Raw genomic sequence first — 22307 nt, 5'->3', positions numbered from 1 at the left:
ATATTTAAATCTTTTTAGGGTATATATATTTTAGGTGATGAAAATGAACAAAAAAGAAATTAGAAAACAAATGTTAAAACAAAGAGACTCCATCTCTGATAAGCAAAGAATCGACGATGAACTTTTAAAAGAATTGGAAAACTTAGAAGAATTCAAAAATTCCGAAAACTTTTTTGTGTATGTAAGCTTTGGATCTGAGTTTAACACACACAAGCTCATAAAAGATTTGTTGGAACAAGGAAAAAAAGTGTACGTTCCATATATAAAATCAAAAGGACACATGATTGCAGTAGAAATCAAAAGCATGGACGATTTGGCTCCTGGAGCTTACGGAATCTTAGAACCTAAAAATCCAGTTGAATCAGACGTTAAATTTGATTTCATGTTAGTACCTGGACTATGCTTTGACAAAAACAAATACAGAATCGGCTACGGTGGAGGATTCTACGACAGATTCATCGACAAAATCGGCGAAGATTCGTATAAAGTATCCATAGTGTACGATTTTCAATTAGTTGATGATTTAAATCCAGAAGAGTTTGACAGACCAGTTGACAAATTAATAATTCAAAAATAAACATCCACAAGCAAAAAGACCACAAAATTGAATTTCAATTCATGTGGTCTTTATTCGTATAAGTATCGTGGATAAGAACACCCAATCAACCAAACTTATAATTAAGTTTCTTAAAAATATCCTTCGACTTTCATGTGTAAATTATATTTTAAACAATTCCATGTATCTTTCTTGAGAAGATTTTGATTTCTTGTCTATACTATAAATATTTACATCCAATTGCGATAAAATCTTCAAAATTGATTTAATATTTTCATCTTTTAGTATAATCAATTTATTTTCGTATTCATATCCGTTGTTCATCAAAGTTTTTTTGACAAGTTCATCATTAGAAGTTGAGAGATTCAAATATTTTACAGATTCTAGTTTTTCTTCCAATATTTTCTTATCCTTCAAGAACAAAATATCACGGCTTATATCATCCAAATCATTCAACCCATGACTTGATATAATAATTCCTACATTTTGTTTGGCAATCTCTTTCAATAAATTCTTCGTTTTTATAACACTTGTTGGATCCAAACCATTTAACGGTTCATCTAACAAAACATAATCATTTCCTGGCAAGAAAGACATTGCAAGCATTAACTTTTTTTTCATTCCTAATGAATACTCTCCAACCCTTTTATGTGCAAATCCCTCTATCTCATATTTTTTGCATATATTATTCACATCTTCTGTAGATTTTTTATAGGCATTCTTGATTAATTCCAAGTAATCTATACCTTTCATATTAAAATCTAAGATAGTTTCATCTCTGAAAAAAGTTAACTTATTGAAGATTTTTTCATCATCATACTGTTCATTATCTATTACTATTTTACCACCATCTATTTTTATGGAATTGGATATGCTATTCATCAGTGTCGTTTTTCCCGATCCATTTGGTCCAACCAATGCTTTAATCTGTCCTTTTTCCAATCCAAAATTGACTTTATCTAATATAGTTTTATCTCCATATTTCTTTTCTAAATCAATAACTTGTAACATTTATTTCCTCTTTTCTTCAAATTTCTTCTTGCTAATAAAATACAACACTATAGTCCATAAAATAATAGATATCACTCCAAACGTGAAATTTAAATATCCATTTTGTTGATGAAATGACATAAATACATTCGCCACAGCAGAACTATCTATATAAGATAAAGGTAAAAATGCTGGAACTATTTTCACCATATAAGGTAATCCTATTGATAAAATTACAATCATTGCAATAACCAAATTGGACATTCTATTATCTATAAATAGTTTTGTAAGGTTTATAACCATTGATATACAAGCACACACTAGTATCGACAATATCACACTTTTGATAATAAATTCCCTGTATCTCATAACTTCTGCACTAAACATTATGTTTGATATTCTCATTGTTGGAAGTTGTGAATTACCAATTCCACCAATCATTGTTCCAATTGCAAATATAATTGCCAAAACAATCAAGAATCCTATTATTGTGCTGAAAACACTTGATAATACATTTCTTCTAAAAATAGAATTTTTGTTAATTGGCGTTAGTTTTTGTATTTCTATAATCTTCTTATTTCTAGATAACAAACTTCCAAACAAACAAGCAGACAATAATGTAACAATAATATTGAATTTTGTGTAGAACAAATCGTACAACAGATTTATTCCTGTAATACCCTCACTACTTCCATTAAACAAATAGGAAAATGTCCTGTCTTTTATCTTCAAATACTTAACTCCATCTTCAGGATTGTAATCCACATTATATATTCCATCGTATAATCTATTAGAAGGAATTACTTTCATCTTTTTTAATATTTCAAGCTTATCGTACATATATCGTTTCGTGTACATACTCAAAGAATCGCTCTTATCCATATATCCACTACTTTGATCAAACCTCAAATCTCCTGATGTAAATTTATCTTGATAAAAATTGTAGAATTTATCTGGATATTTTTCTCTATTGATATACACTCTGTATTCCTTAATTCCGCCTTCAAATTCTTTTTCGAAATTTTCAAGATTTTGATTAATTTCCGCCTCTGTCAAATAAGGATCATTTAAAATCTTTGCCTTATAAGACTGACCAAAAGCTATGTAATTCTTGTAAACTTGCTCTCCTTCTTCACGTAATTTATTGTATTTTTCGGTTTTAAAAGCCGTAAATAACGAAAACAAACCAACTGATATTAAAATAAATACAACCATTTGCTTGGAAATTATATTAGTTAACACCAACCCCTTCACACTAGTCGTGTCAACTTTTCTGTAGGATACTTTTTCTTTTTTCGCTCTATCCTTGACACTGAAACAGCAAACTAAAATAATTATATCCATCAACAACAAGCATACCATTTGCATCCAAGAAAAATATTTATTTATGAATAGTGGATTGAATCTGTGATTGAACAATAACAAATCACCAACAAAACCACCAATAACAATAATAGAACAAATCATTTCCATCGTTTTTGATGTGAAAATTTTCTTAACAAATGATAATATTCCAAATACAAAAGTAGAAGATAAAACCAAAGTTACAATCGCTCGCAACAAGATTTCGTAAGGTTTCAAATACTCTAACTTTACAAATCCTAAGTTCTGTTTTTCAGTTAAGAATTTGTATCTTTCAAGTGCAGATATGTGATAATAATCAAATTTACCTAATCCATCCAAAAATACTGTGCTAATTAACAATAAGAATAATAAAACTGACACAATATACATAATGTAAATTAATAAACTCATAAAAAATCTATTCTTTGTAATTAAGATGTTTTTAAATGGTAACTTCTTCAACACATCGTCATTTTCGAAGGATATGATTAGAAATATAGCTAAAAATATCGCCGGAACTGCACCGAATAAAACATACGACTGTTTCGAAATAATCGCAGCAAAATTCAACTGTTTATACTCATTTATAACTCCATTTGTTTTTGTAGAATTATCAGAATTCCTATGTTTAATAAAACTAACGTAGTCCTCATCTAATTTTATCTTTTCGTAATTTATGTGAGAATCCAATTCATCTAAAAGTTCTAAAACCTTTTGTTCGTGAGTATAGATTGCTTTGGCATCGTATTTTCTACTGTATTGTTCAAATGATGACTTGTTCGTATTTGTAGACATAAAATTATCTATTTCATACAAATTATCCGATAATTTCCCATAATACTTTAATTCTGTAGCATAGATTTTTTCATTCTCTTCAACAGTTAACTTTGTATTTATCTTATTGCCACTTCTTTTGGATTTAAGAAAATACGCTATTAAACTATCCGTACTTGACTCCATCTCTTTAATTCTATCCAGCTCAAAATACGGTGATTTTTGCATTTGTATGAAAAGAGTCGCAAAGCACATTATTAACGATAATAAAATCACGAAAAAATAAGTTTTGTTTCTGATTAGTTTTTTATGTAAATATTTAAGCATAGTTTCCTCCTGTTATTGGTATTTCACTAAAAGTAATTACAAGTGTTTCACAGTGATTGCTTTCTTACTTTTTTTACGTTTTAGTTTTTTACCTCATTAACTCTTATCTATATTTTAACATATATTTTAATAAATATTACAATAATATGTAGTATTAAAACATCATTAAATTTAAATCAACAGGAAATAAAGTAATAAAAAATAATTATCAACAAGCAAAAAGACCACAAAATTGAATTTCAATTCATGTGGTCTTTGAAGCTTCTCATATTCCATAGAAATATCTAATTAAATATTCCCTTTATTCTATCAAACAAAGAATTGTTTCCTTCATCTCTCAGCACATAATTCATAACCTTGTCATTTCCAACCGCGTAATCTTCGATTTGATTTTCGATAAACATATCAGGATACCAGGTTGATCCATCACCTTTGTTTAAATTCGAAGAGTGTATAACATCTTTGTAATTATAATCATATCTTCTCATTTCTCCTGATGTGTATATGAATAGTTTGCTTTTCCCGAGATATACAATATTTCCTCCAGACATATTATGATTTGAAGCTCCCGCAGTATTTGTTCCAATCATATGTACATTTTCTAAGTTCCTTTTTACACTATCTATCATTCTTATCCCAGCTGAAAAAGTATCTTCACCAATTAACACTTTAATATTGATTTTTGGATTTAATAATTGATATTGCATTATCGCAAACTCTAATTCTTTTGTGTTTGTAAACATGCCACCACCATTATATCTGATGTCTAATATGATGTTGTCAATATCTTTTGCTTGTATTTCATTTTGCATTTTAGTTATCATATCTTTTAATACGTTATCTTTATTCATATCGTAAGAATAATTATATTTAATTACAAGATTTCTGTTTGATTTATAGAAGTAAAATGGTTTATTTTCTGTGAATTGTTCTTTTCCCCAATTTGTATATGCATCCCATTTTAATTCACTAGTTTCATACATTATTTGATTGTAGCTTTCATCATCGTAATAATTTTTGTATATTCCAATACTATCAGTTTTAATGGTGTCTACAATTTTATCAACGATTTTTCCATTTTGCAAAATTTGTAAATGTACTTTATCTCCTTTTATTATATTTTCTTTTTTAAGTAAATCTGTGTATAACATGTAACCATAATGTAAAATATTTTTCTTTCCAGTTTCATTCTCTGCAGAAATGTATTTGCACACTATTTTCAATATTTCAGATGATTTTACACCTTCAATGCTTACGATTTTAGAATACAATAAGTCCTTGCATTTTTCCGTTGTATTTATGATGTAGAATTCGTCGCCAATTATTTTTATTATGAACGGGAATTGCTCTGTCCCCAAATGCCACATAGCAGTTGTGTGTCTATCGTTCATGTTAGATATTATTTTACTAAGCTGTAAATTCAAATCTCCAACTGTATTTCCTGTTGGATTTTGTAGTAATTTATCAATATCCGAATCTAGTTGTTCTTTTGTGTATCCTCCAAGATAGCCTTGTTCATGAATATAAAAGCTTTTAAAGTTATTAACATCTTTGATGTAATCTTCTTTTGATAAAACTCTATTTAATTCTATCTCCCCAAGTTTTTTATGTTTTTCCTTGTTTGTGTCCAAGTTTCCTTTATTATATATGCTATCTGCAGAGAATGTAAGCACCTCTATATTATCAAGTTCGTTATCAGAATATGAAATATTCGAAAAAGCTATTGCTATAACTATGATTATAGCAGCGCTCATTTTTTTGATCTTATTTATCATTTTTGATTTGTATCCCTTTTCTGTAATGATTTTCATAAAATACTCCTTTCAATATTTCCTGATATTATCTTTTCAAATTTTTTATTCTATCAAACAAGGAATTGTCTCCTTCATCTCTCAATGCATAATTCATCGCAGGATCATTTCCTATCATGTAATCTGCAAATGATTGTTCTGCGTGGAAATCTGGTGTCATTGTATTATGTATATAATCGTAATTCTTATAATTATGGTTATATACATCACTAAGCATGTAATCATTACTAAAGACTTTAGGACAATATGTTCCTAATACTTGAAATCTTTTTACATAAAATAAATTCAAAGCGCCCGATGCCATTCTCACAGGAAATCCTGAGTTTTCTCCGATGACTTCTACATTATCTAATACTTTTAATATGCTTAATGCATTATCACCTGCTGCAGAATAAGAATTTCTTCCTATTAAAAGTTTAATCTTTACATTTCTATTTTTTGATTGATATTGCATTATTTTCATTATTATCTGCTCGAAAAGATAATCAGACCCACCTCCATTTAGTCTTAAATCAATAACTATACATTTAGGATTTTTGCTAATTAATTTTTCATTAAAATCTTTTTCTAACTCATAAATACTGCTGTTTTCATTTTCAAGTGCTGAATCATAATGCACTATTAGACTATTATTTTTAATTTCATTGTAATATAATTTATTTTTTGATTTATTTTTTGGTATTGGTCTGATTTTAATGAATTCATCTTTTAAATTATTAAAATAAAATTCACCAATATTGAATGTAAAGAATTGTTTATTATTTATTTCTATTTTGTTTACTTTAATTTTGGGGAAATCACTTGATTTTATATCATAATTGTATTTATTATTGTCTTTTTTTAAAGTTAACCTTATATTATGGTCTTTTGTTATATTCTCTTTTCTCAATAAATTCATCATTATTATATTCTGGCATGCTACTTTATTACGAAATGATTCATTTTCACCAGATACATAGTTAGATATTCGTTTAATTACTTCATCAATATTAATTCCATTTATTTCCACTACTTTACTTCCGATAATATCATTTTGTGAACTTGCAAATACATAATAACCGTCACGAAATTTCTCTAATATAATATTTGAATATGAATTTTCATAATCGGATATAACTTGTGCATGTCCTTGTCCAAGCTTTGCCATAAGTAATTTCATATCATACTGCATATCTAATAATGATTTAGTATTCGCATTCCTGATAATATTATTACATTCACGTTTAAATTCTTCTCTTGAAATATTATCAAACAAAATATGGTTTTCTACCATAAAATCTCTGAATTCTTTCATGATTTGTTTATATTCTTCTATATCTATCTTATCTTGTGGATTTATGTCCACAGTTTCCAGCTTATTAATATTCTCATTTGAAATATACATGCGTGTAGTATCTTCATCAAATTTATCTATGTATTTAAAACCAGTAGTAGTCATGATAAATATGATAACTACTAATAGGTTAATAATTTTATTTTTAAAATTCATTTTCTCATTAAACAATTTTATCCTGCAATTTTCACAATTTATCCCGAAATAATTGCAACTTAAATTACCACAATTAGATTCAGTAATACTGCCGACATCGTTATTGTTTGTTTCTACTACAGGATTTCTTCCATCTAGTAATAACTTCATCCCTTTTCTCCTATTAAAATAAATTTATATTTAGCTAATGTTATCCTAATAAAAACTTTTTAATTTTTAGAACATAAAAATCCCTTTATTTTATTAAATAAAGAACTATCTCCTTCATCTCTAAGCGCGTAATTCATCGCAGGGTCATTTCCTATCATATAATCTGCAAAAGATTGCTCTGCGTAGAAATCTGGTGTAAGCATATCATTCTTGTAATCATAATTTTTGTAATTGTGCTTAAATACATCTTCCTTCTCGTAATTTTGAACATCTATGAATCTTGCAGCATACTGGCAATAAGTTCTAAGATTTTTTATATAAAACAGACTATCAACTCCAGTAGTAGTTTTAATTGTAAATCCTGAATCTCCACCTATTATTTCAACATTATCTAGTGTTCTCATTGTTTCTATTGTCGCAAATCCTGATGCCGAATATGTGAAGTTACCTACTAATATTTTTATTTTCGTCTCTGGATTTAATATTTGATAAAATTCCAATTCTTTTAATATTTGATGATATAATTCACTTCTTCCTCCTCCATTAAATCTTAAATCAATAATGATTTTTGAAGGCTTAATTTTATGTAATTTTTCATTTATTTCTTTTGAAAAACTGTGCATGTTGAATTCTGCATTATCCGAACATAAATTATAATAAATTATTAAATTTTTATTTTTTACTGTAGCATAAAAATTTTTTTCAGTTTGATTTATTATCTTTAGTGGTCTAATAGTTGTATGATCAATGTTTTTCATCTTTTCATTCATTTTTTTTACATCTATAAAGTACATGCCCGAATAATCTGAATCAACTTTACCATATTGCCAATCTTCAATTTTTAATGGATTAATATTTTTGTATAATATTTTACCATTTTTCTTCATTTTTAATTGTACTTCTTGTCCTTTTACTATGCTTTCTCTCTTTAACATATCAAGATTCACTAAGTAAAAAGTTGCACTTATATCTCTAAAATTTTGGTTTTCTCCATACTCATACTTAAATAATTTACTTTTAACTTCTTCTATTGAAATATCATTTATTGCTAAAAGTTCGCTTCCTAGTATATCTGTATAATTTTTAGGACAATCAGTAATAAACACTCCATCAGAATACTTAAATAGTTTTATTGGCAAAATTTCTGTAAAATAATTATCTTTAATCCCAACATGACCTTGTTTTAAGCTAGATGTCAGTATCTTCAAATCTAATATAGTATTTACTATTGTATGTTCTTTTCTATTTTTAATAAATTTGTCGCATTCTGTCGAAAATTCCTCTCTGGACGTATTATTAAAAATAACATGATTTTCTTTCAAAAAGTTTTCTACATCTTTTATAGTTTTTTCATATTCTTCTTGTGATATTTTGCTTTTTGAGTCAATAGTAATTTTGTCTTCTGAATTGATATTTCCTTCTTTAATATTTTTATGTATATAATAAGGTACTTCTTGTACATTATTTGAATATGTAAATCCTGAGCAAAAAGTTAAGAAAATTAAACTAAGTATTGTTTTAGTAATAAAGCTAATTAATTTTTTCTTTTTATAACTTATACAAATGTGTTCTCTTTCCCTATTGTTTTTCACCATAATTTTCACTCCTTTTGATATTAAAACATAAAATTTGCAATTTATTTGATATTTGACTTCTAATTTGTCGATATTAGTTTAAATAATATTTTTTTGTTTTTTTAGTATAGAATTAAACCGCGTAACGTTTTCATAATATTTAAATAAAAGTCTTGCTATTAATTCATATTATCTTTTATTGATTTTTTTGTCAACAGTTTATTTATTTGATGTTCTAATATATAAAGATTGATACTGTTTAATTTTTGTTCTTTTGATATGAAATTAATTCTTGTTAACACTCAAACATACATATTATCCACTTTTGCTAAGTTATTTCATTTATTTGGAAAATCTATAAGTATTTGTTTTTTTTAACAAACTATTTTTTTAAAATTATATTATGACATAAAAAACAGGGACATATTTTTCTAAATGTCCCTGTAAGATTGCTCTAATATTTTATTTAAAATCCAATTTATCTACGAATTTTAATATTTCTAATAGCTTTGTTCTTTTTTTGAATGTTTTCTCTATGTTTTTCTTCAAATATTGGTACAAGTCATCGTTTCTAGCTTCGAAGGATTTGATTTCCATGACAATATTCATGTATTTCTTGTCTTTATATGTGCTTTTTAGTTTTTTTCGATAAATTTCCCAAACTTTTTCAAATGTTTTGTCTTTGTCTTGTTTGATAAGTTCTTCTACGAATAGTATAAAATAATACGAATCATGTATTGATGACAAGTTTTTGAACACATTCGTATAATCTTCTTCGTTCAAATATTTCTTGGTTTCTGATATGATTTCTTTTTCCATTTCAATTGAGTAATTATCATTGTCCAAGCTTTGTGAAAGCATGATTACGTAATCGTTGATTAATTTGAATGTGGATTCTTTGTCGTCGACTTTTGAGTATTTGTATAGAAACTCTCTCCATTTTGCTATGAATTTAGTCATGTAATTCATAAGTATATACGTTCTGACATCTATTGTGAACACGTAATTGGATGTGAAGATGAAAAACTTCTTGAAATAATCAAAATATTTTAACAATACATCTGATATCATACTTATGGATAAGGTAGTGACTATTTCTTGGTTTTCTTCTGTTAATTGGATTTTTCCTTTTAATAACGATGGACTATTCCCATATTGTATGAGTTTTTTGATTGCGTATACGTATAGATAGGAATATGATTGATCATCTTCGATTTTGTCGAACAAATCTTGTAACATATCAAAATCTTTGTCTTTTATGAGATATAGTATCGTCTTTTTATGAAGTTGTACTTCGCTCATATCGCTGTAGTAATTCACAACTGAAGAAAATGAATTTTCTTGTTCACGTTCAACTAAATCGATTAGTTCGATGTCACTGTTTCTGTCGTTGATGTATATGTCGTTAATTTTAAGAAGCTCTTGTTCGCTATTTTCGTTTTTGAATACGAACTTCTTTTTGTTCCAATCGTAGATGCTTAGCCCATCTGTTCCTGTTTTTTTGTATATTAAAAAGTTGTTTAATCTAAAAATATCGTAATTTTCCATAGCTTAAATTATATACAAAAAAAGCTACCAAATCAAATTTGATAACTTTTTTATAAAATATGTAGTTTAGATTATATACCCACAGATATTTTTAAAGCTTCATCCAACTTTATCAGAACTCTATCATCAAAGCTACCTACTTTTTCACGAAGCCTTTTTTTATCAATAGTTCTTATTTGTTCAGCTAAAATAACTGAATTTTTCGGTAAACCGTACTTGGATCGTTCTATTGCAACATGTGTTGGTAATTTCGCTTTATTTATTTGTGAAGTAATAGCTGCTATGACTACGGTTGGACTGTATTTGTTTCCCACATCATTTTGAACAACAACGACAGGTCTTACACCACCCTGCTCAGATCCAACAACAGGGCTTAAGTCTGCGTAAAATATGTCTCCTCTTTTTACTTTCATAAACTCACCCTATAAACTCTTCGCTATTTTAAGAACTATTTTTATTATATCCAAAACACTTCAAGAAATCAATATAATAAACTTGCCCAACTTAAAAGCTGGGCTAAGATTAGTTGATTTTTTGTAAATAGTCACACACTTCTACGACTTTTCCATTTCTAGTATAAATTCTAGGAATTCTCATTGTAACTCTACACAAAAGCTCATAGACATTTGTGTTTGCCATTTCTGCCAAATCATACAATGATATTTCTCCCATGTCATCCTTTCCGAACAACAAAACTTTGTCGCCAACTTTTACATCTCTAATGAAAGATACATCTATCATGATTTGATCCATGCAGACTTTTCCCAAAATTTTTGCTTTTTTGCCGTTGATAATCACATATGCTTTGTTGGATAATTCCAAAGGATAACCGTCAGCATAACCTATTGTCGCTGTTGCAACTACTGTTTCAGAGTTTGTCGTGAATGTTCTTCCGTATCCGATGTCTGTTCCTTTTGGAACTGTTTTAATCATTGACACTGTTGTGTAAAGCGAAGATATTTCTTCCAGATTTAGCCTAGAATTTTCTCTTACATAATCTGATGCATGATATCCGTAAAGTCCTATTCCACATCTTATCATATCCAAGAAATATCCGTGAATTATCGCTCCAGCATCATTTGCTATGTGTTTTATTGGAACAGTTATTCCTCTGTTTTCCACATCAATCATAAAACCAATGTATGTATTGTATTGTTCTTTGGTATAGGAATAATCTTCGCTATCAGCATCTGAAAAATGACTGTAAATTCCTTGCAACACTACATTATCCATTTTATAAATTTTGAATATTTCTTCCAAGCATTTATCTTTGTCAAGTCTAACTTGGAACCCTAATCTTGTCATTCCTGTGTCGATTTTGATGTGAACTTTGCATATTTTATTCAAACTTTTTGCAACGTTGTTGATTTCAACTGCAGTTTCATAATCGTAAACTGTTAATTCGATATTGTTTTTGATTGCGACTTCAATGTTTTCATTGGAAATATATCCTAAAATCATAATTGGTTTGAATATTCCATTTTTGCGAAGTTCCAAGGCTTCATTTATATTGGACACTGCAAAGTAATCTATTCCCAAATATTCCAATTCTTTTGTAATAAATGCTGCGCCTTGTCCATAAGCATTGGCCTTAACTACGGCACACATTTTGACTAAATTGCTTATGTTTTTGATTTCTTTGTAATTGTGTTTTAATTTGTCCAAATCAACCTTCAAATAACTTTGATATTTAAACATTATTTCTCCTTACAAGCATTAATCGCCTCCGGTAAATTTCTAATAATATCCGATGCAATAATGCTGTCCTCTCCTATTTTTTGTTTTGCAAAATCTCCAGCTAGTCCGTGAATATACACTCCCAATTTACAAGCTTCGAACACATCTGTGTTGTGCATAAAACTTGCAATAATTCCAGACAAACAATCCCCACTTCCAGCTGTTGCCATTCCTGCGTTTCCTGTATTGTTTACATAAATTTCGTCATTTTTGGCGACGATTGTGTGATGGCCTTTGAGAACTACTATACATTTGTGTTTTTTTGAAAAATCCGTAGCTACTTCCTCACGATTTTGATTGATATAATCTACATCCAATCCCGAAAGTCTACTAAATTCCAATGGATGTGGAGTTATGGCAACTGAATAATCTTCAAATTCTAGTTCACAGAAATCTTTTATTGAGTTTAATCCATCAGCATCTATCAAAATTGGTTTATGGAAGTTTTTGAGTACGGCTTTTATCAATTCATAATTTAATTCATCTTTTCCCATGCCACAACCAATTGCGACACAGTTTTTATTGGAAATATATTCTAGAACTTGAGAAATAGAATTATCACTCAATTTTTTGTCGTCACATTCAAGTGGAAGTATTATATTTTCAACGGATTTAATTTGCATGATTTCCGAGATAATTTCAGGGACAATTGTGTACACCAATCCACTACCACAACGAAGTGCTGCCATGCTTGCCAAGTAGACGCTTCCACACATTCCGTTCGAACCACCAACTATGCAGACTCTTCCGTAGTTTCCTTTATTGGAAAAAGGGTCGCGTTTTTTTATTGTAAAATCCATTTTAATCCTCCAACATCAACACACACATTGCTATTGCGTATTCTTTATCGTGAGAAATGGATGCATCAATATCTAAAACTTTTGGAAATTTATCTGTATTTAATTTTACAACTAAACCGTCATCATGTATAGACTCCACATCCATAAAACTCATTTTACCAATTCCTGTCTTCAAAGCTTTTGACACTGCTTCTTTAATACAAAACATCCCTGTAATCGTCTCGTAATTACGATTTTTCGATTCAATGTATGAAATTTCTCGTTCAGTAAAGACTTTTTTCATAAATTTATCCAGATTTTTTATGTTTTCAATTCGTGAAACTCTTAGAATATCAGTTCCACATCTAATCTTCATTTTTGATTCCTTCAAATTTTTCCAAGAATTTGTTTCTCAATGCTAAAAAGTCTAGTTTTTCAATGTCTTCCACGCTTTCCACATCTTTTACGAATTCTTCTACGATTTCTCCTATTATTTCGAATGAATTTTGTGAAAAATTATTAATATTATATGATTCCGACAAATATTTTATGCTTTCTTTCATTAATTTATCCGTCAAAATATCTTGGTAAGTTTGATTGATGTTGCAGTTGCTGATTTCTTTTTCGATGACTTTTTTTATGGAATATATCACATAATACACAAAATCCATAAAAATTTCGTTGTTTTCTCTGTCATCAAGGGCAAATAATATCGACAAACAGAAATTCCAGTTGAAGTCCTTGTCCAATCTGCTGTTAAGTCCCTGTGCAAATGAAGTGTGAATGTAATCTCCAAATTCCATATCTGAAAAATCATACAATTCACCAAAACTAATTGGCTTGTTACTTATGGCATTGACCTTGTTTAATATGTCGATCAATCTTTCTTCGTATTGTTTTTTCTCCAAAACATCCATTATTGAAAACAAATAATCGCTTACTACATTTGCAATATTTCTCATATCTATTACAAAACCTAAATTGTATTTTAATTTAAGCATGTATCCATCGTGAATCATTTTTGTTATGATGCTTTTAAATTGTTGTCTTGTAGCATCATCTTCGTTGGATTCTACTGTCATCATTTTTTTGTAAACACTGTTGAGTTGTTTGTCGATAATTGTAAGGTTGTTTTTGATTGAATACATTACATCACGTATCAAATCTTCTGTCATAACGTAGTTTGAATTTTTGTATAAAATCGAATGATCTACCTCTCCCCAGAACACATTAACCATGGATTTGATTTGCACTTCAAAATTGATTTTCATATCGTCGTTTTCCACAAAAATAGCGTCAATTTTATAAATTTCAAACCCGTTTTTTTGTTTTTGTGGTTGTGGTTGATCTAGGTTAAGTCTGATTCTCATATCATACTTAGAATAATAATAGCCGTCTTCATCTTTGTAATAAAAAAGTCTTTTCAAATATTCGTACAAATCTTTTTCATTTTCGTTGAATCGACATTCTATTCTAACTCCAATCAAATCTGGAAATAGATTGAACACTTCCTCTACGTCTTTACATTTTATATAATAATTTTGTTTTAGTATTTTTTCTTTGATGCTGTCTTCTTTTTTTACACGTGCGTTAATATTAATAACATCTTCGTTCGTTTCAAAAACTTTACTAAAAAACTCTTTTGTTTCTTCTGCAACAAAGTTTATGAATTTGTAACGACTATTAATTAATTTAACAGCATCATTCATAAATTGAAAAATTCCAGCTCTCATTTTATTCTCCTTTTTATTTCTACTACTATTTTACCATATTTAAGCATTTCACAAGCATCAAAAAAGAGCACTGCGTGTGCTCTTTTGATTTTACAATTTACAGAAACTTCATCCTGTTAGGATTAATGTCTCGTTCTATTTCGTGAAAGCCCTTGATTTCGATGTTGTTTTCTTCTATGATTTTTTCGATTTTGGGTTTGTCTTCCAAATTATCATACAATATAGAAATCCCACAACACACATCCAATACTCTTGGTGTTGGTGCAATCGTAGCTTTTATAGAATTTTCTTTGATTAAATCGTAAAGTTTTTGTCCGTTTGCCACATCTTTGAACAAGATGTAGTTCATTTTATCTGCCATTTTCAATCATTTCAACGAATGCTTCAATTCTTGTCTTCAATTGTTCGCTGTCTTCGTCAGTATAATCAGTTTCAATTCCCAATACTGGAATGTTGTGGTCTTTAAGTTCTTTTTCTACAATGTGACCTTCTGTATCGTAAATGTTACAGAATTTTAAGTTAACGTCGATTACACCATCAACGTTGTATTCTTTTGCTAGTCTGATGATGTCGTCAACTCTTTCAGTGTTTGGAGTGTAACATGCGCAGTTGATACCTTTCATGTATCTATCTGTTAGGTGATCAACCATTTCATCCATAGTTTTTCCAGATTCATCTACAGTTAATTCAAAATATCTTGAACCTGTACACATTTCTTCACATACAACAGCTGCTCCACTTGATTCAATGATGTGGTGTAGTTTCCAGTTTGGAATAGACAATGGAGTTCCTGTTAACATTAATCTTGTAGCGCCTTTTTTGTATACGCTTACGTTTTGTTCTTTTCTCTTGTCCAATTCGTCGCACAATTCATTTACTTTTTGTGCAAATCTAGTTGGATCATCATAAAATGCGATTTGAGAAATCAATAAACAATCTTTACCACTGATTGGAACATTGTCTAATTTACGGAATTCCCACAATCTTTGCATTGCACGTCTTTTGTTGTTGATTAAAACAATTGCATCATGAAGAGATTCTGGAGTTAATTTGTTGCCAGTTAATTCTTCGATTCTGTCGATGTATCTATAAACTTCATCTTTAAAGAATTCAACGTCTTTGTCTCGTTTCATTTGTGGCAAATCAAAGATGTACATTGGAGCATCTTTTGACATGATTTCCCAAGCTTTTTTCTTGCCGTCGCAAGTTGTTTCTCCGACGAATAAATCTGCAAGTCTAAAGAATGGACAAGTTTTTTCAAATCTAGCACCTAAAGATGCCTTGATTAGTGGACATGTAGCAGTTGGAAGATATTTTTCTCCACCTGGTACCCAGAATTGAGATCCTGAACACAAACCAGTATTGATAGCTCCGCATCCAAATACTACTTCGTCAGGAACATGAATACAGAATGTTCCTACAACTTTTCCGCCGTTTTTTTGGAATTCGATTAATTCAGCTGGTCTAATCCCGTGGATTTCTGCAACAACCATGTTGAAATAATCCATTTTTTCTGGTCTATTTTCTTGTGATAAATATACATCACCAAATGCTTGTGGTAAAACTTCACACAAAACGTCGTGTTGATCGACATCCATTCCTAAATCTTCCCACATTTTTCTGTAATCTGCCATTTTTATACCCCCTAGTAAGTAATTACATTATCATCATAATCAAATTGGCTACAGTTATTAATAACATAATCTGGTTTGAAATCGAATTGCTTGTACTTTTCATCTATGTATTCAAACCCTTTTTTTGTAAAAATATCGTGATATTCGCCTTCACAAAAATAGCCTTCTTTGATTAATTGATCAAATTTTTTGTACACTCCAGCTGCTGCCTGAAGTTTTACAGATGATTTGTCCCTAAAAGAATCATCTATATGTCGTTTAATAAACTCAATTCTTTTGTCGATGTCGAAGATAAATTTTGAGAAGTATTCCACTTCGTATATTCTTTTCTCATCGACATCGCACTGTCTGAGTTTGTATATAAGAGATGAAATTTCTCTGGATTTTTCAATTAAATCATTAAATTTTTCTTCGTCAAATTTTTTGTCTAATTTGTCTTCCAGATACTCAATCAAAGATTTATAATTCCTGTATTTGTACACGAAAACATCCTTGTCAGTTTTCTTTCTCAAAGTTTCGTAGCGAATTTTGCAACTATCATCTACTATGAAAAACGATGAACTAAACATAAAAGGACATTTTCCAAGTTCCAAATAAGCAAAAGAAGAATTCAACATATCACAGTAATTATTATCTGTATAATCTTCTGTGACTTCTCTGTCCATTCCATAAGAATACACTGTTGTAACTCCAAAACTCTCAACAATTTCCCATGGAACTCTGCCCCATAATGAAACAACAGTTGTTGATTCTCTCAAAGTGAGTGCATCAATATATGCGTTTTTTCTAATATCTAAATAATCCATTATCTTGCCAAGACTGCTGCTCCTATTGCTCCTGCAAATCTTGCGTTTTCATTTGTTTCTACGGTTGCCGACAGAAGTTGTGACAAGTGTTCTGTCATATAATCATTCCCCGAAAAACCTCCAGTTAAGAAATAATAATCTGTAGCAGGAAGTCTGTGAACCAAAGTCTTTACTTTATTAATAATGGAATTAATTACACCACATGCAATATCTTCTTTTGGTGTACCTTTTCCAATTAATGAAATGATTTCTGTTTCAGCAAAAACCGTACACATCGAAGAAATTTTGACATCTTTTCCAGTTCTTGCCAAATCAAACATTTCGTCCAGTCCAACACCAAGACGATTTGCCATTACTTCCAAAAATTTCCCAGTACCAGCAGAACACTTATCATTCATTATGAAATCTTCTACCATACCATTTTTGTAACTTATGGCTTTTGTATCTTGTCCTCCAATGTCGATAATAGTCATATCAGTATCGTTGAAAAAACTTGCGCCTTTTGCGTGGCATGTTATTTCTGTAACGACTTTGTCCGCAAATGGAACAGAAACTCTCCCGTATCCTGTAGCGACAACTTTACTATTATCTTCGTTTACTCCATTTGATTCTAGCCATTCTTTTATAGTTTTACTTGTTTCAACAGAACTCCAGCCCGTTGGCATAACTTTTTTGAAAAGAATTTCTTTTTTTGAATCATCTAAAACAACTACCTTTGAAGCAGTTGAACCTATATCAATTCCTACATAATACATATTTATCACCATCTTCATTATAACATCAAAAAAAACTTTTTTATGATTTATAGGATTATTCAATAAATCAAGCGTTACTTATAGAAAAAATCTATAAATAAAATGTGAATTAAAAAAAGCCTTGAAAAATTAATTTCAAGGCTCTCATTCTTATCCTATTACTATAATATTTCCCCACCATCTAAAAATTGATTGTGACAATTCATTTGCAGCGTATAATCTGTCTTTTCCTTTTGGTTGTCCATTAAAGTACATTTCTCCCCAATTGTTTGGATCGTAAACTTCAAAATACAATCTATTATTGATATGAGTGTATCCTTTTACAACTAAGAAATGTCCTCCTTGGTAGTTGTAAAATCTACCAATATTTGAATTGTTGTTATTATTAAATGAAATAAATCCAGTATTCACACAAACAATTGCAATATTTCCATTATCCAATATATCTGTCAAAGTATCTTCTCCATTGTATACAATTGTACGATTTGGAATTCTTTGATCATTCAAATATTGTGATACAGTGTTTGTTGACCACCATCCACCTTGCATAGGATAACGATCTCTTGCTCCTGCTGCTGTCGCGATTGTATTTCTATTGAACCATTTTTCGACCATTACACTTGAAGATGGACCACAATTTGAGTTACTAGCCCAGCCAGTGTTTCCTTGATCTATGTACCAATTATAGTTTCTATCGTTGTGTACTTCTTGTCTTACTGCGCCTGTAAAAGTAGGTGTTACTAAAACTACGATTGCCATTAAAAGCATTAATATTTTTTTGCTAAATTTCTTCATATTTTTACTCCTTTGATTTTATTTTTAAAAAGAAGACGTTTTACTTATATTTATAACCTCCTTATTTTATTTTTCTTCTTTTTATTGCCTAAATTATTTGATTTTATAACAATTAATTTCATAAATCTATGTATTCTCTGTAATTATGTTATCGTTTACAATAAAAGTATAACACTTAATTTTAAATTTTGAAATAGTTTTGGACAAAAAAATAGTAGCACATTTTTCATGCACTACTATTTTTACTTAATGTTTAAAATAAAGGCCAAATTATTCTTAAAACGAATACTATTGCCAAGATATACATCAAAATAGAAATATCTTTTCTTTTTCCTGCTAATAATTTTATTAAAACGTAGCTTATCATTCCAAAAGAAATTCCTTCTGCAATTGAATAACAAAATGGCATCGCAATTATTGTTATAAATGCAGGAATTGCTTCTGAATAATCGTAAAAGTCGATTTCTTTGATTGAGCTAAGCATAAATAATCCTACGATTACCAATGCAGGTCCTGTTGCTTGTGCAGGAATCATGCCAAATACAGGGAACAAGAATAAGCTTAGGAAGAAAAAGAATGCTGTTGACAAAGCTGTTAGACCAGTTCTTCCACCTTCTGCAACTCCTGATGCCGATTCAACAAATGTAGTTACTGTACTTGTACCAAGTAGAGCTCCCATTGTTGTTCCAATCGCGTCTGCTAATAATGCAGGAGATGCTTCTTTTAATTTTCCTTGTTCATCTAACATACCAGCTTTTGCACTAACTCCAACCAAAGTTCCTACTGTATCGAAAATATCTACAAATAAGAATGTGAATACTACAGTGAACATATCGAAAGTAAATATTTTATCGAATTGTATTTTAAAAGCTACTGGAGCTAATGATGGTGGCAATGTTATTGGAGATCCGCCTTGGTATTTTGACACTCCCAAAATTAAAGCTAAAATCGTAGAAGCCAAAATTCCATACATCAACGCACCTTTGATTTCTCTAGCCAAAAGTAAAGCGATAATGAATAATCCTACAATAAATACTACGCTTTCTCTGCTCAAGAGATTTCCCAATTGTAAAACAGTACCTTCACCTTGCAAAATAATTCCTGAATTTACCAAACCAACTAGCGCTATGAAAAGTCCAATTCCACAGCTAACTGCTTTTTTTAAATTAATTGGAATCGCATCAAAAATCATTTCTCTTACTTTAAATAATGAAAGAATTAAAAATACAATACCTTCCAAAAATACTGCAGTCAAAGCAAATTGCCAAGTATAGCCTAGTGTTTTAACAACTGTAAATGTAAAAAATGCATTAAGCCCCATACCTGGTGCCAAACCAAATGGCAAGTTGGCTAAGAAAGCCATACAAACCATGGCAACAATACTTGCAATTACACTAGCAGTAAAAACTCCACCCTTGTCCATTCCAGTTTGACTCAACATTTGAGGATTGACTGCCAAGATATAACTCATAGTCATAAATGTAGTAAATCCAGCCATTAATTCCGTCTTTACATCTGTTTTCCTCTCAGATAGACGAAATTTTTTTTCTAAAAAATCCAAGTTTTCCCTCCTTAATTTTTATCAAAATCTTCGTATTCCAATTGTTTATCTTCCCAATCTGAATACAAAGAATTTTTGTCAGCGTTAAGATGTTCCAGTTCTTCATTTAATTGAAGAATTTTTTGAGGATCATCGTAAATATCATTTTGACAAAACAGGTCTTCAATTTCTTTGATTCGTTCGTCAATTTTATCTATAGTCGATTCAATCGTTTCAATTTGTTTTCTCAGTTTTTTAAGATTATTTGTGATAGCACGTTGTTTTTTCTTTTCTTTCAAAGCTGCAGTTTTGTTCAAACTTTCCTCTGTTTTATCCACTTTTAAATCATTGATTTTCTCTTGATAATAATCGTAATTTCCAAGGAAAGTAGTCGTTTTATCTTTTTCCAACACAATGATTTTATCACAAACTCTGTTCAAGAAGTATCTATCGTGGCTAATTACAAAAACAGTACCTTCGTAATTTATCAAAGAATCTTCCAAACTTTCCTTTGAGTCAATGTCCAAGTGGTTAGTAGGTTCGTCCAGTAACAAAAAGTTTGATTTTGAAAGCATCAACTTCAGCAAAGATACACGCGCCTTTTCTCCACCACTCAAATCTTCAATAAGTTTGAAAATATCGTCTCCCACGAAATTCATAATAGCAAGGGCACTTCTGATTTCGTAGTGAGTCATTTTAGGATATTCGTCCCAAATTTCATCTATAATTGTGTTTTTATCGTTCAAATACATCTGTTCTTGGTCAAAATATCCGATGTTTACATTGGAACCTAACCTGAATTTTCCAGAAGTTGGTTTTAATTTTTTGGTTATAATATTGAATAAAGTCGTTTTTCCAACTCCATTTGCTCCAATAAGTCCAACTCTTTCTTCCTTATATATATCTAAGTTACAGTTCTCAAAAATAAGCTTGTCGTCGATTTTTTTGGACAAATCTTCAACCATCAAAACGTCTTTGCCGCTTGGTGAAGATATTTTGAATTTAATTCCAAAAGTTCCATCATCATACGTTGGCTTATCCATAAGCTTCATTTTATCCAAGAGTTTCTTTCTGGATTGTCCTTGTTTATTCTTCTTAGCATTATCAGTGCTAGTGTATTTTTCAACGATTTCAAGTTGTCTCTTATACTCACGTTGTTGATTTTCGTAAGTCTTTCGTTGGATATCCATATAGATTTTTCTCTGTTTCATAAAACCAGTGTAATCTGTCTCGTACGTTTTGATGGTTCTATTTTCCATATGAAAAATCCTATTTACAATTCCATCTAAGAAATATCTATCGTGAGAAATTATCACACAAGCGCCCTTGTAATTTTTCAGAAAAGTTTCCAAAAACTCGATAGCTTTGATATCCAAATGGTTGGTAGGCTCGTCTAGTAACAATACGTCACATTTTTGTAGAAGAAGTTTTGCGAGCATTATTCGAGATTTTTGACCACCACTGAAATTAGTGACATTTTTATCCAAATCATCATCCGAAAATCCCAAACCTTTTAGTGTGCCTTTGATTTCAGAATCGTAGAGATATCCTCCCATTGATTCAAATCTTTCCAAATCTCTGTGGTATTTGTTCATCAAATCTTCCAAATCTTCGGTATCCTTCATTTGATTTTCGTATTCTCGAAGTTTGTTCTCCAATCTCAATACTTCTGAAAAAACGCTCAAGCATTCTTCGTACAAAGTATTAGTCGAATCAAATGAATTATGTTGCTTCAAGTATCCTATTTTCATATCATTTTTGATGAACAAGTCTCCACCGTCTTTAGACAATTCTCCTGTCAAAATATTAAACAAAGTGGATTTACCCGCACCATTTATTCCTATGATTCCAATTTTATCATTGTCGTTAATATTAAAAGTAACATTTTCTAAGATACTTTTATCTAAGAAAGATTTTTCTATGTCTTTTGCACCTATTAGAATCATTTTTTCACTTCCTAACTAA

The 22307-nt window shown here is 29.8% G+C and carries 19 protein-coding genes; 1 reads left to right on the top strand and 18 read right to left on the bottom strand.

Annotated features, from left to right (window positions below; all coding sequences use genetic code 11):
- The first annotated feature begins 43 nt into the window (after positions 1–43).
- Positions 44–577, top strand: a complete 534-nt coding sequence (locus DES33_RS00715) for a 5-formyltetrahydrofolate cyclo-ligase (protein WP_110057818.1) — start codon at positions 44–46, stop codon at positions 575–577.
- Positions 578–718: 141 nt separating this feature from the next.
- Here the strand turns inward: DES33_RS00715 and DES33_RS00710 are convergent, their stop codons facing one another.
- The 18 genes from DES33_RS00710 to DES33_RS00625 all read right to left on the bottom strand — a co-directional run bounded on the left by DES33_RS00710 (position 719) and on the right by DES33_RS00625 (position 22288).
- Entirely contained in the window at positions 719–1567 is an 849-nt protein-coding gene (locus tag DES33_RS00710; RefSeq protein ID WP_002842378.1) for an ATP-binding cassette domain-containing protein, read from the bottom strand.
- On the bottom strand, positions 1568–3991 hold the full coding sequence (locus DES33_RS00705; protein WP_110057817.1) for an ABC transporter permease: 2424 nt from the start codon (positions 3989–3991) through the stop codon (positions 1568–1570).
- A gap of 284 nt (positions 3992–4275) precedes the next feature.
- A complete protein-coding gene (locus tag DES33_RS00700; RefSeq protein WP_227930634.1) occupies positions 4276–5802 on the bottom strand; it encodes a S41 family peptidase in 1527 nt (508 codons plus the stop codon).
- Between the two features lie 28 nt (positions 5803–5830).
- Positions 5831–7441 carry a S41 family peptidase gene (locus DES33_RS00695; protein WP_110057816.1) on the bottom strand — a complete coding sequence of 537 codons (1611 nt, stop codon included), beginning with the start codon at positions 7439–7441 and terminating at the stop codon, positions 5831–5833.
- A gap of 59 nt (positions 7442–7500) precedes the next feature.
- Positions 7501–9036 carry a S41 family peptidase gene (locus DES33_RS00690; protein ID WP_227930633.1) on the bottom strand — a complete coding sequence of 512 codons (1536 nt, stop codon included), beginning with the start codon at positions 9034–9036 and terminating at the stop codon, positions 7501–7503.
- Positions 9037–9477: 441 nt separating this feature from the next.
- On the bottom strand, positions 9478–10563 hold the full coding sequence (locus tag DES33_RS00685) for a phage tail protein (RefSeq protein WP_110057815.1): 1086 nt from the start codon (positions 10561–10563) through the stop codon (positions 9478–9480).
- Between the two features lie 71 nt (positions 10564–10634).
- The gene (locus DES33_RS00680) at positions 10635–10976 is read right to left on the bottom strand and encodes a type II toxin-antitoxin system PemK/MazF family toxin (RefSeq protein WP_002835111.1); all 342 of its coding nucleotides are present in this window, start codon (positions 10974–10976) and stop codon (positions 10635–10637) included.
- A 109-nt stretch (positions 10977–11085) separates the two neighbouring features.
- Positions 11086–12261, bottom strand: coding sequence for an alanine racemase (gene alr, locus DES33_RS00675; RefSeq protein ID WP_110057814.1), 1176 nt, complete (start codon positions 12259–12261; stop codon positions 11086–11088).
- Positions 12261–13100 carry an NAD(P)H-hydrate dehydratase gene (locus tag DES33_RS00670; RefSeq protein WP_110057813.1) on the bottom strand — a complete coding sequence of 280 codons (840 nt, stop codon included), beginning with the start codon at positions 13098–13100 and terminating at the stop codon, positions 12261–12263. The genes alr and DES33_RS00670 overlap by 1 nt, the downstream gene beginning before the upstream one ends.
- Before the next feature lies 1 nt (position 13101).
- Positions 13102–13455: a holo-ACP synthase gene (gene acpS / locus DES33_RS00665; protein ID WP_110057812.1), complete on the bottom strand. Its 354-nt coding sequence runs from the start codon at positions 13453–13455 to the stop codon at positions 13102–13104.
- Positions 13445–14812, bottom strand: coding sequence for a GTP pyrophosphokinase (locus DES33_RS00660; protein ID WP_102163702.1), 1368 nt, complete (start codon positions 14810–14812; stop codon positions 13445–13447). The genes acpS and DES33_RS00660 overlap by 11 nt, the downstream gene beginning before the upstream one ends.
- A gap of 97 nt (positions 14813–14909) precedes the next feature.
- The gene (locus tag DES33_RS00655; protein WP_002835117.1) at positions 14910–15173 is read right to left on the bottom strand and encodes a putative Se/S carrier protein; all 264 of its coding nucleotides are present in this window, start codon (positions 15171–15173) and stop codon (positions 14910–14912) included.
- Positions 15163–16446: a double-cubane-cluster-containing anaerobic reductase gene (locus tag DES33_RS00650; RefSeq protein ID WP_002837167.1), complete on the bottom strand. Its 1284-nt coding sequence runs from the start codon at positions 16444–16446 to the stop codon at positions 15163–15165. Before DES33_RS00650 ends, DES33_RS00655 begins: the two co-directional genes overlap by 11 nt.
- Before the next feature lie 11 nt (positions 16447–16457).
- Positions 16458–17252: a 2-hydroxyacyl-CoA dehydratase family protein gene (locus DES33_RS00645; RefSeq protein WP_110057811.1), complete on the bottom strand. Its 795-nt coding sequence runs from the start codon at positions 17250–17252 to the stop codon at positions 16458–16460.
- Positions 17252–18007 (bottom strand): acyl-CoA dehydratase activase, encoded by a 756-nt coding sequence (locus DES33_RS00640; protein ID WP_035109100.1) that lies wholly within the window; start codon positions 18005–18007, stop codon positions 17252–17254. Before DES33_RS00640 ends, DES33_RS00645 begins: the two co-directional genes overlap by 1 nt.
- A gap of 150 nt (positions 18008–18157) precedes the next feature.
- A complete protein-coding gene (locus DES33_RS00635) occupies positions 18158–18802 on the bottom strand; it encodes a cysteine peptidase family C39 domain-containing protein (RefSeq protein WP_094207442.1) in 645 nt (214 codons plus the stop codon).
- Positions 18803–19055: 253 nt separating this feature from the next.
- Positions 19056–20363: an NCS2 family permease gene (locus DES33_RS00630; protein WP_094224974.1), complete on the bottom strand. Its 1308-nt coding sequence runs from the start codon at positions 20361–20363 to the stop codon at positions 19056–19058.
- A gap of 11 nt (positions 20364–20374) precedes the next feature.
- On the bottom strand, positions 20375–22288 hold the full coding sequence (locus tag DES33_RS00625) for an ABC-F family ATP-binding cassette domain-containing protein (RefSeq protein WP_110057810.1): 1914 nt from the start codon (positions 22286–22288) through the stop codon (positions 20375–20377).
- Positions 22289–22307 lie beyond the last annotated feature (19 nt).

Origin of the sequence: Finegoldia magna (assembly GCF_003182075.1) — a bacterium.
GTDB classification, from domain to species: Bacteria; Bacillota; Clostridia; order Tissierellales; family Peptoniphilaceae; genus Finegoldia; species Finegoldia magna.
This window is presented reverse-complemented; position numbering and strand designations above follow the sequence as displayed.

Excerpts from the sequence above, each read along its gene's own strand:
- DES33_RS00715 (WP_110057818.1), top strand. The coding sequence starts at position 44 with ATGAACAAAAAAGAAATTAGAAAACAAATGTTAAAACAAAGAGACTCC.
- DES33_RS00710 (WP_002842378.1), bottom strand. The coding sequence starts at position 1,567 with ATGTTACAAGTTATTGATTTAGAAAAGAAATATGGAGATAAAACTATA.
- DES33_RS00705 (WP_110057817.1), bottom strand. The coding sequence starts at position 3,991 with ATGCTTAAATATTTACATAAAAAACTAATCAGAAACAAAACTTATTTT.
- DES33_RS00700 (WP_227930634.1), bottom strand. The coding sequence starts at position 5,802 with ATGAAAATCATTACAGAAAAGGGATACAAATCAAAAATGATAAATAAG.
- DES33_RS00695 (WP_110057816.1), bottom strand. The coding sequence starts at position 7,441 with ATGAAGTTATTACTAGATGGAAGAAATCCTGTAGTAGAAACAAACAAT.
- DES33_RS00690 (WP_227930633.1), bottom strand. The coding sequence starts at position 9,036 with ATGGTGAAAAACAATAGGGAAAGAGAACACATTTGTATAAGTTATAAA.
- DES33_RS00685 (WP_110057815.1), bottom strand. The coding sequence starts at position 10,563 with ATGGAAAATTACGATATTTTTAGATTAAACAACTTTTTAATATACAAA.
- DES33_RS00680 (WP_002835111.1), bottom strand. The coding sequence starts at position 10,976 with ATGAAAGTAAAAAGAGGAGACATATTTTACGCAGACTTAAGCCCTGTT.
- alr (WP_110057814.1), bottom strand. The coding sequence starts at position 12,261 with ATGTTTAAATATCAAAGTTATTTGAAGGTTGATTTGGACAAATTAAAA.
- DES33_RS00670 (WP_110057813.1), bottom strand. The coding sequence starts at position 13,100 with ATGGATTTTACAATAAAAAAACGCGACCCTTTTTCCAATAAAGGAAAC.
- acpS (WP_110057812.1), bottom strand. The coding sequence starts at position 13,455 with ATGAAGATTAGATGTGGAACTGATATTCTAAGAGTTTCACGAATTGAA.
- DES33_RS00660 (WP_102163702.1), bottom strand. The coding sequence starts at position 14,812 with ATGAGAGCTGGAATTTTTCAATTTATGAATGATGCTGTTAAATTAATT.
- DES33_RS00655 (WP_002835117.1), bottom strand. The coding sequence starts at position 15,173 with ATGGCAGATAAAATGAACTACATCTTGTTCAAAGATGTGGCAAACGGA.
- DES33_RS00650 (WP_002837167.1), bottom strand. The coding sequence starts at position 16,446 with ATGGCAGATTACAGAAAAATGTGGGAAGATTTAGGAATGGATGTCGAT.
- DES33_RS00645 (WP_110057811.1), bottom strand. The coding sequence starts at position 17,252 with ATGGATTATTTAGATATTAGAAAAAACGCATATATTGATGCACTCACT.
- DES33_RS00640 (WP_035109100.1), bottom strand. The coding sequence starts at position 18,007 with ATGTATTATGTAGGAATTGATATAGGTTCAACTGCTTCAAAGGTAGTT.
- DES33_RS00635 (WP_094207442.1), bottom strand. The coding sequence starts at position 18,802 with ATGAAGAAATTTAGCAAAAAAATATTAATGCTTTTAATGGCAATCGTA.
- DES33_RS00625 (WP_110057810.1), bottom strand. The coding sequence starts at position 22,288 with ATGATTCTAATAGGTGCAAAAGACATAGAAAAATCTTTCTTAGATAAA.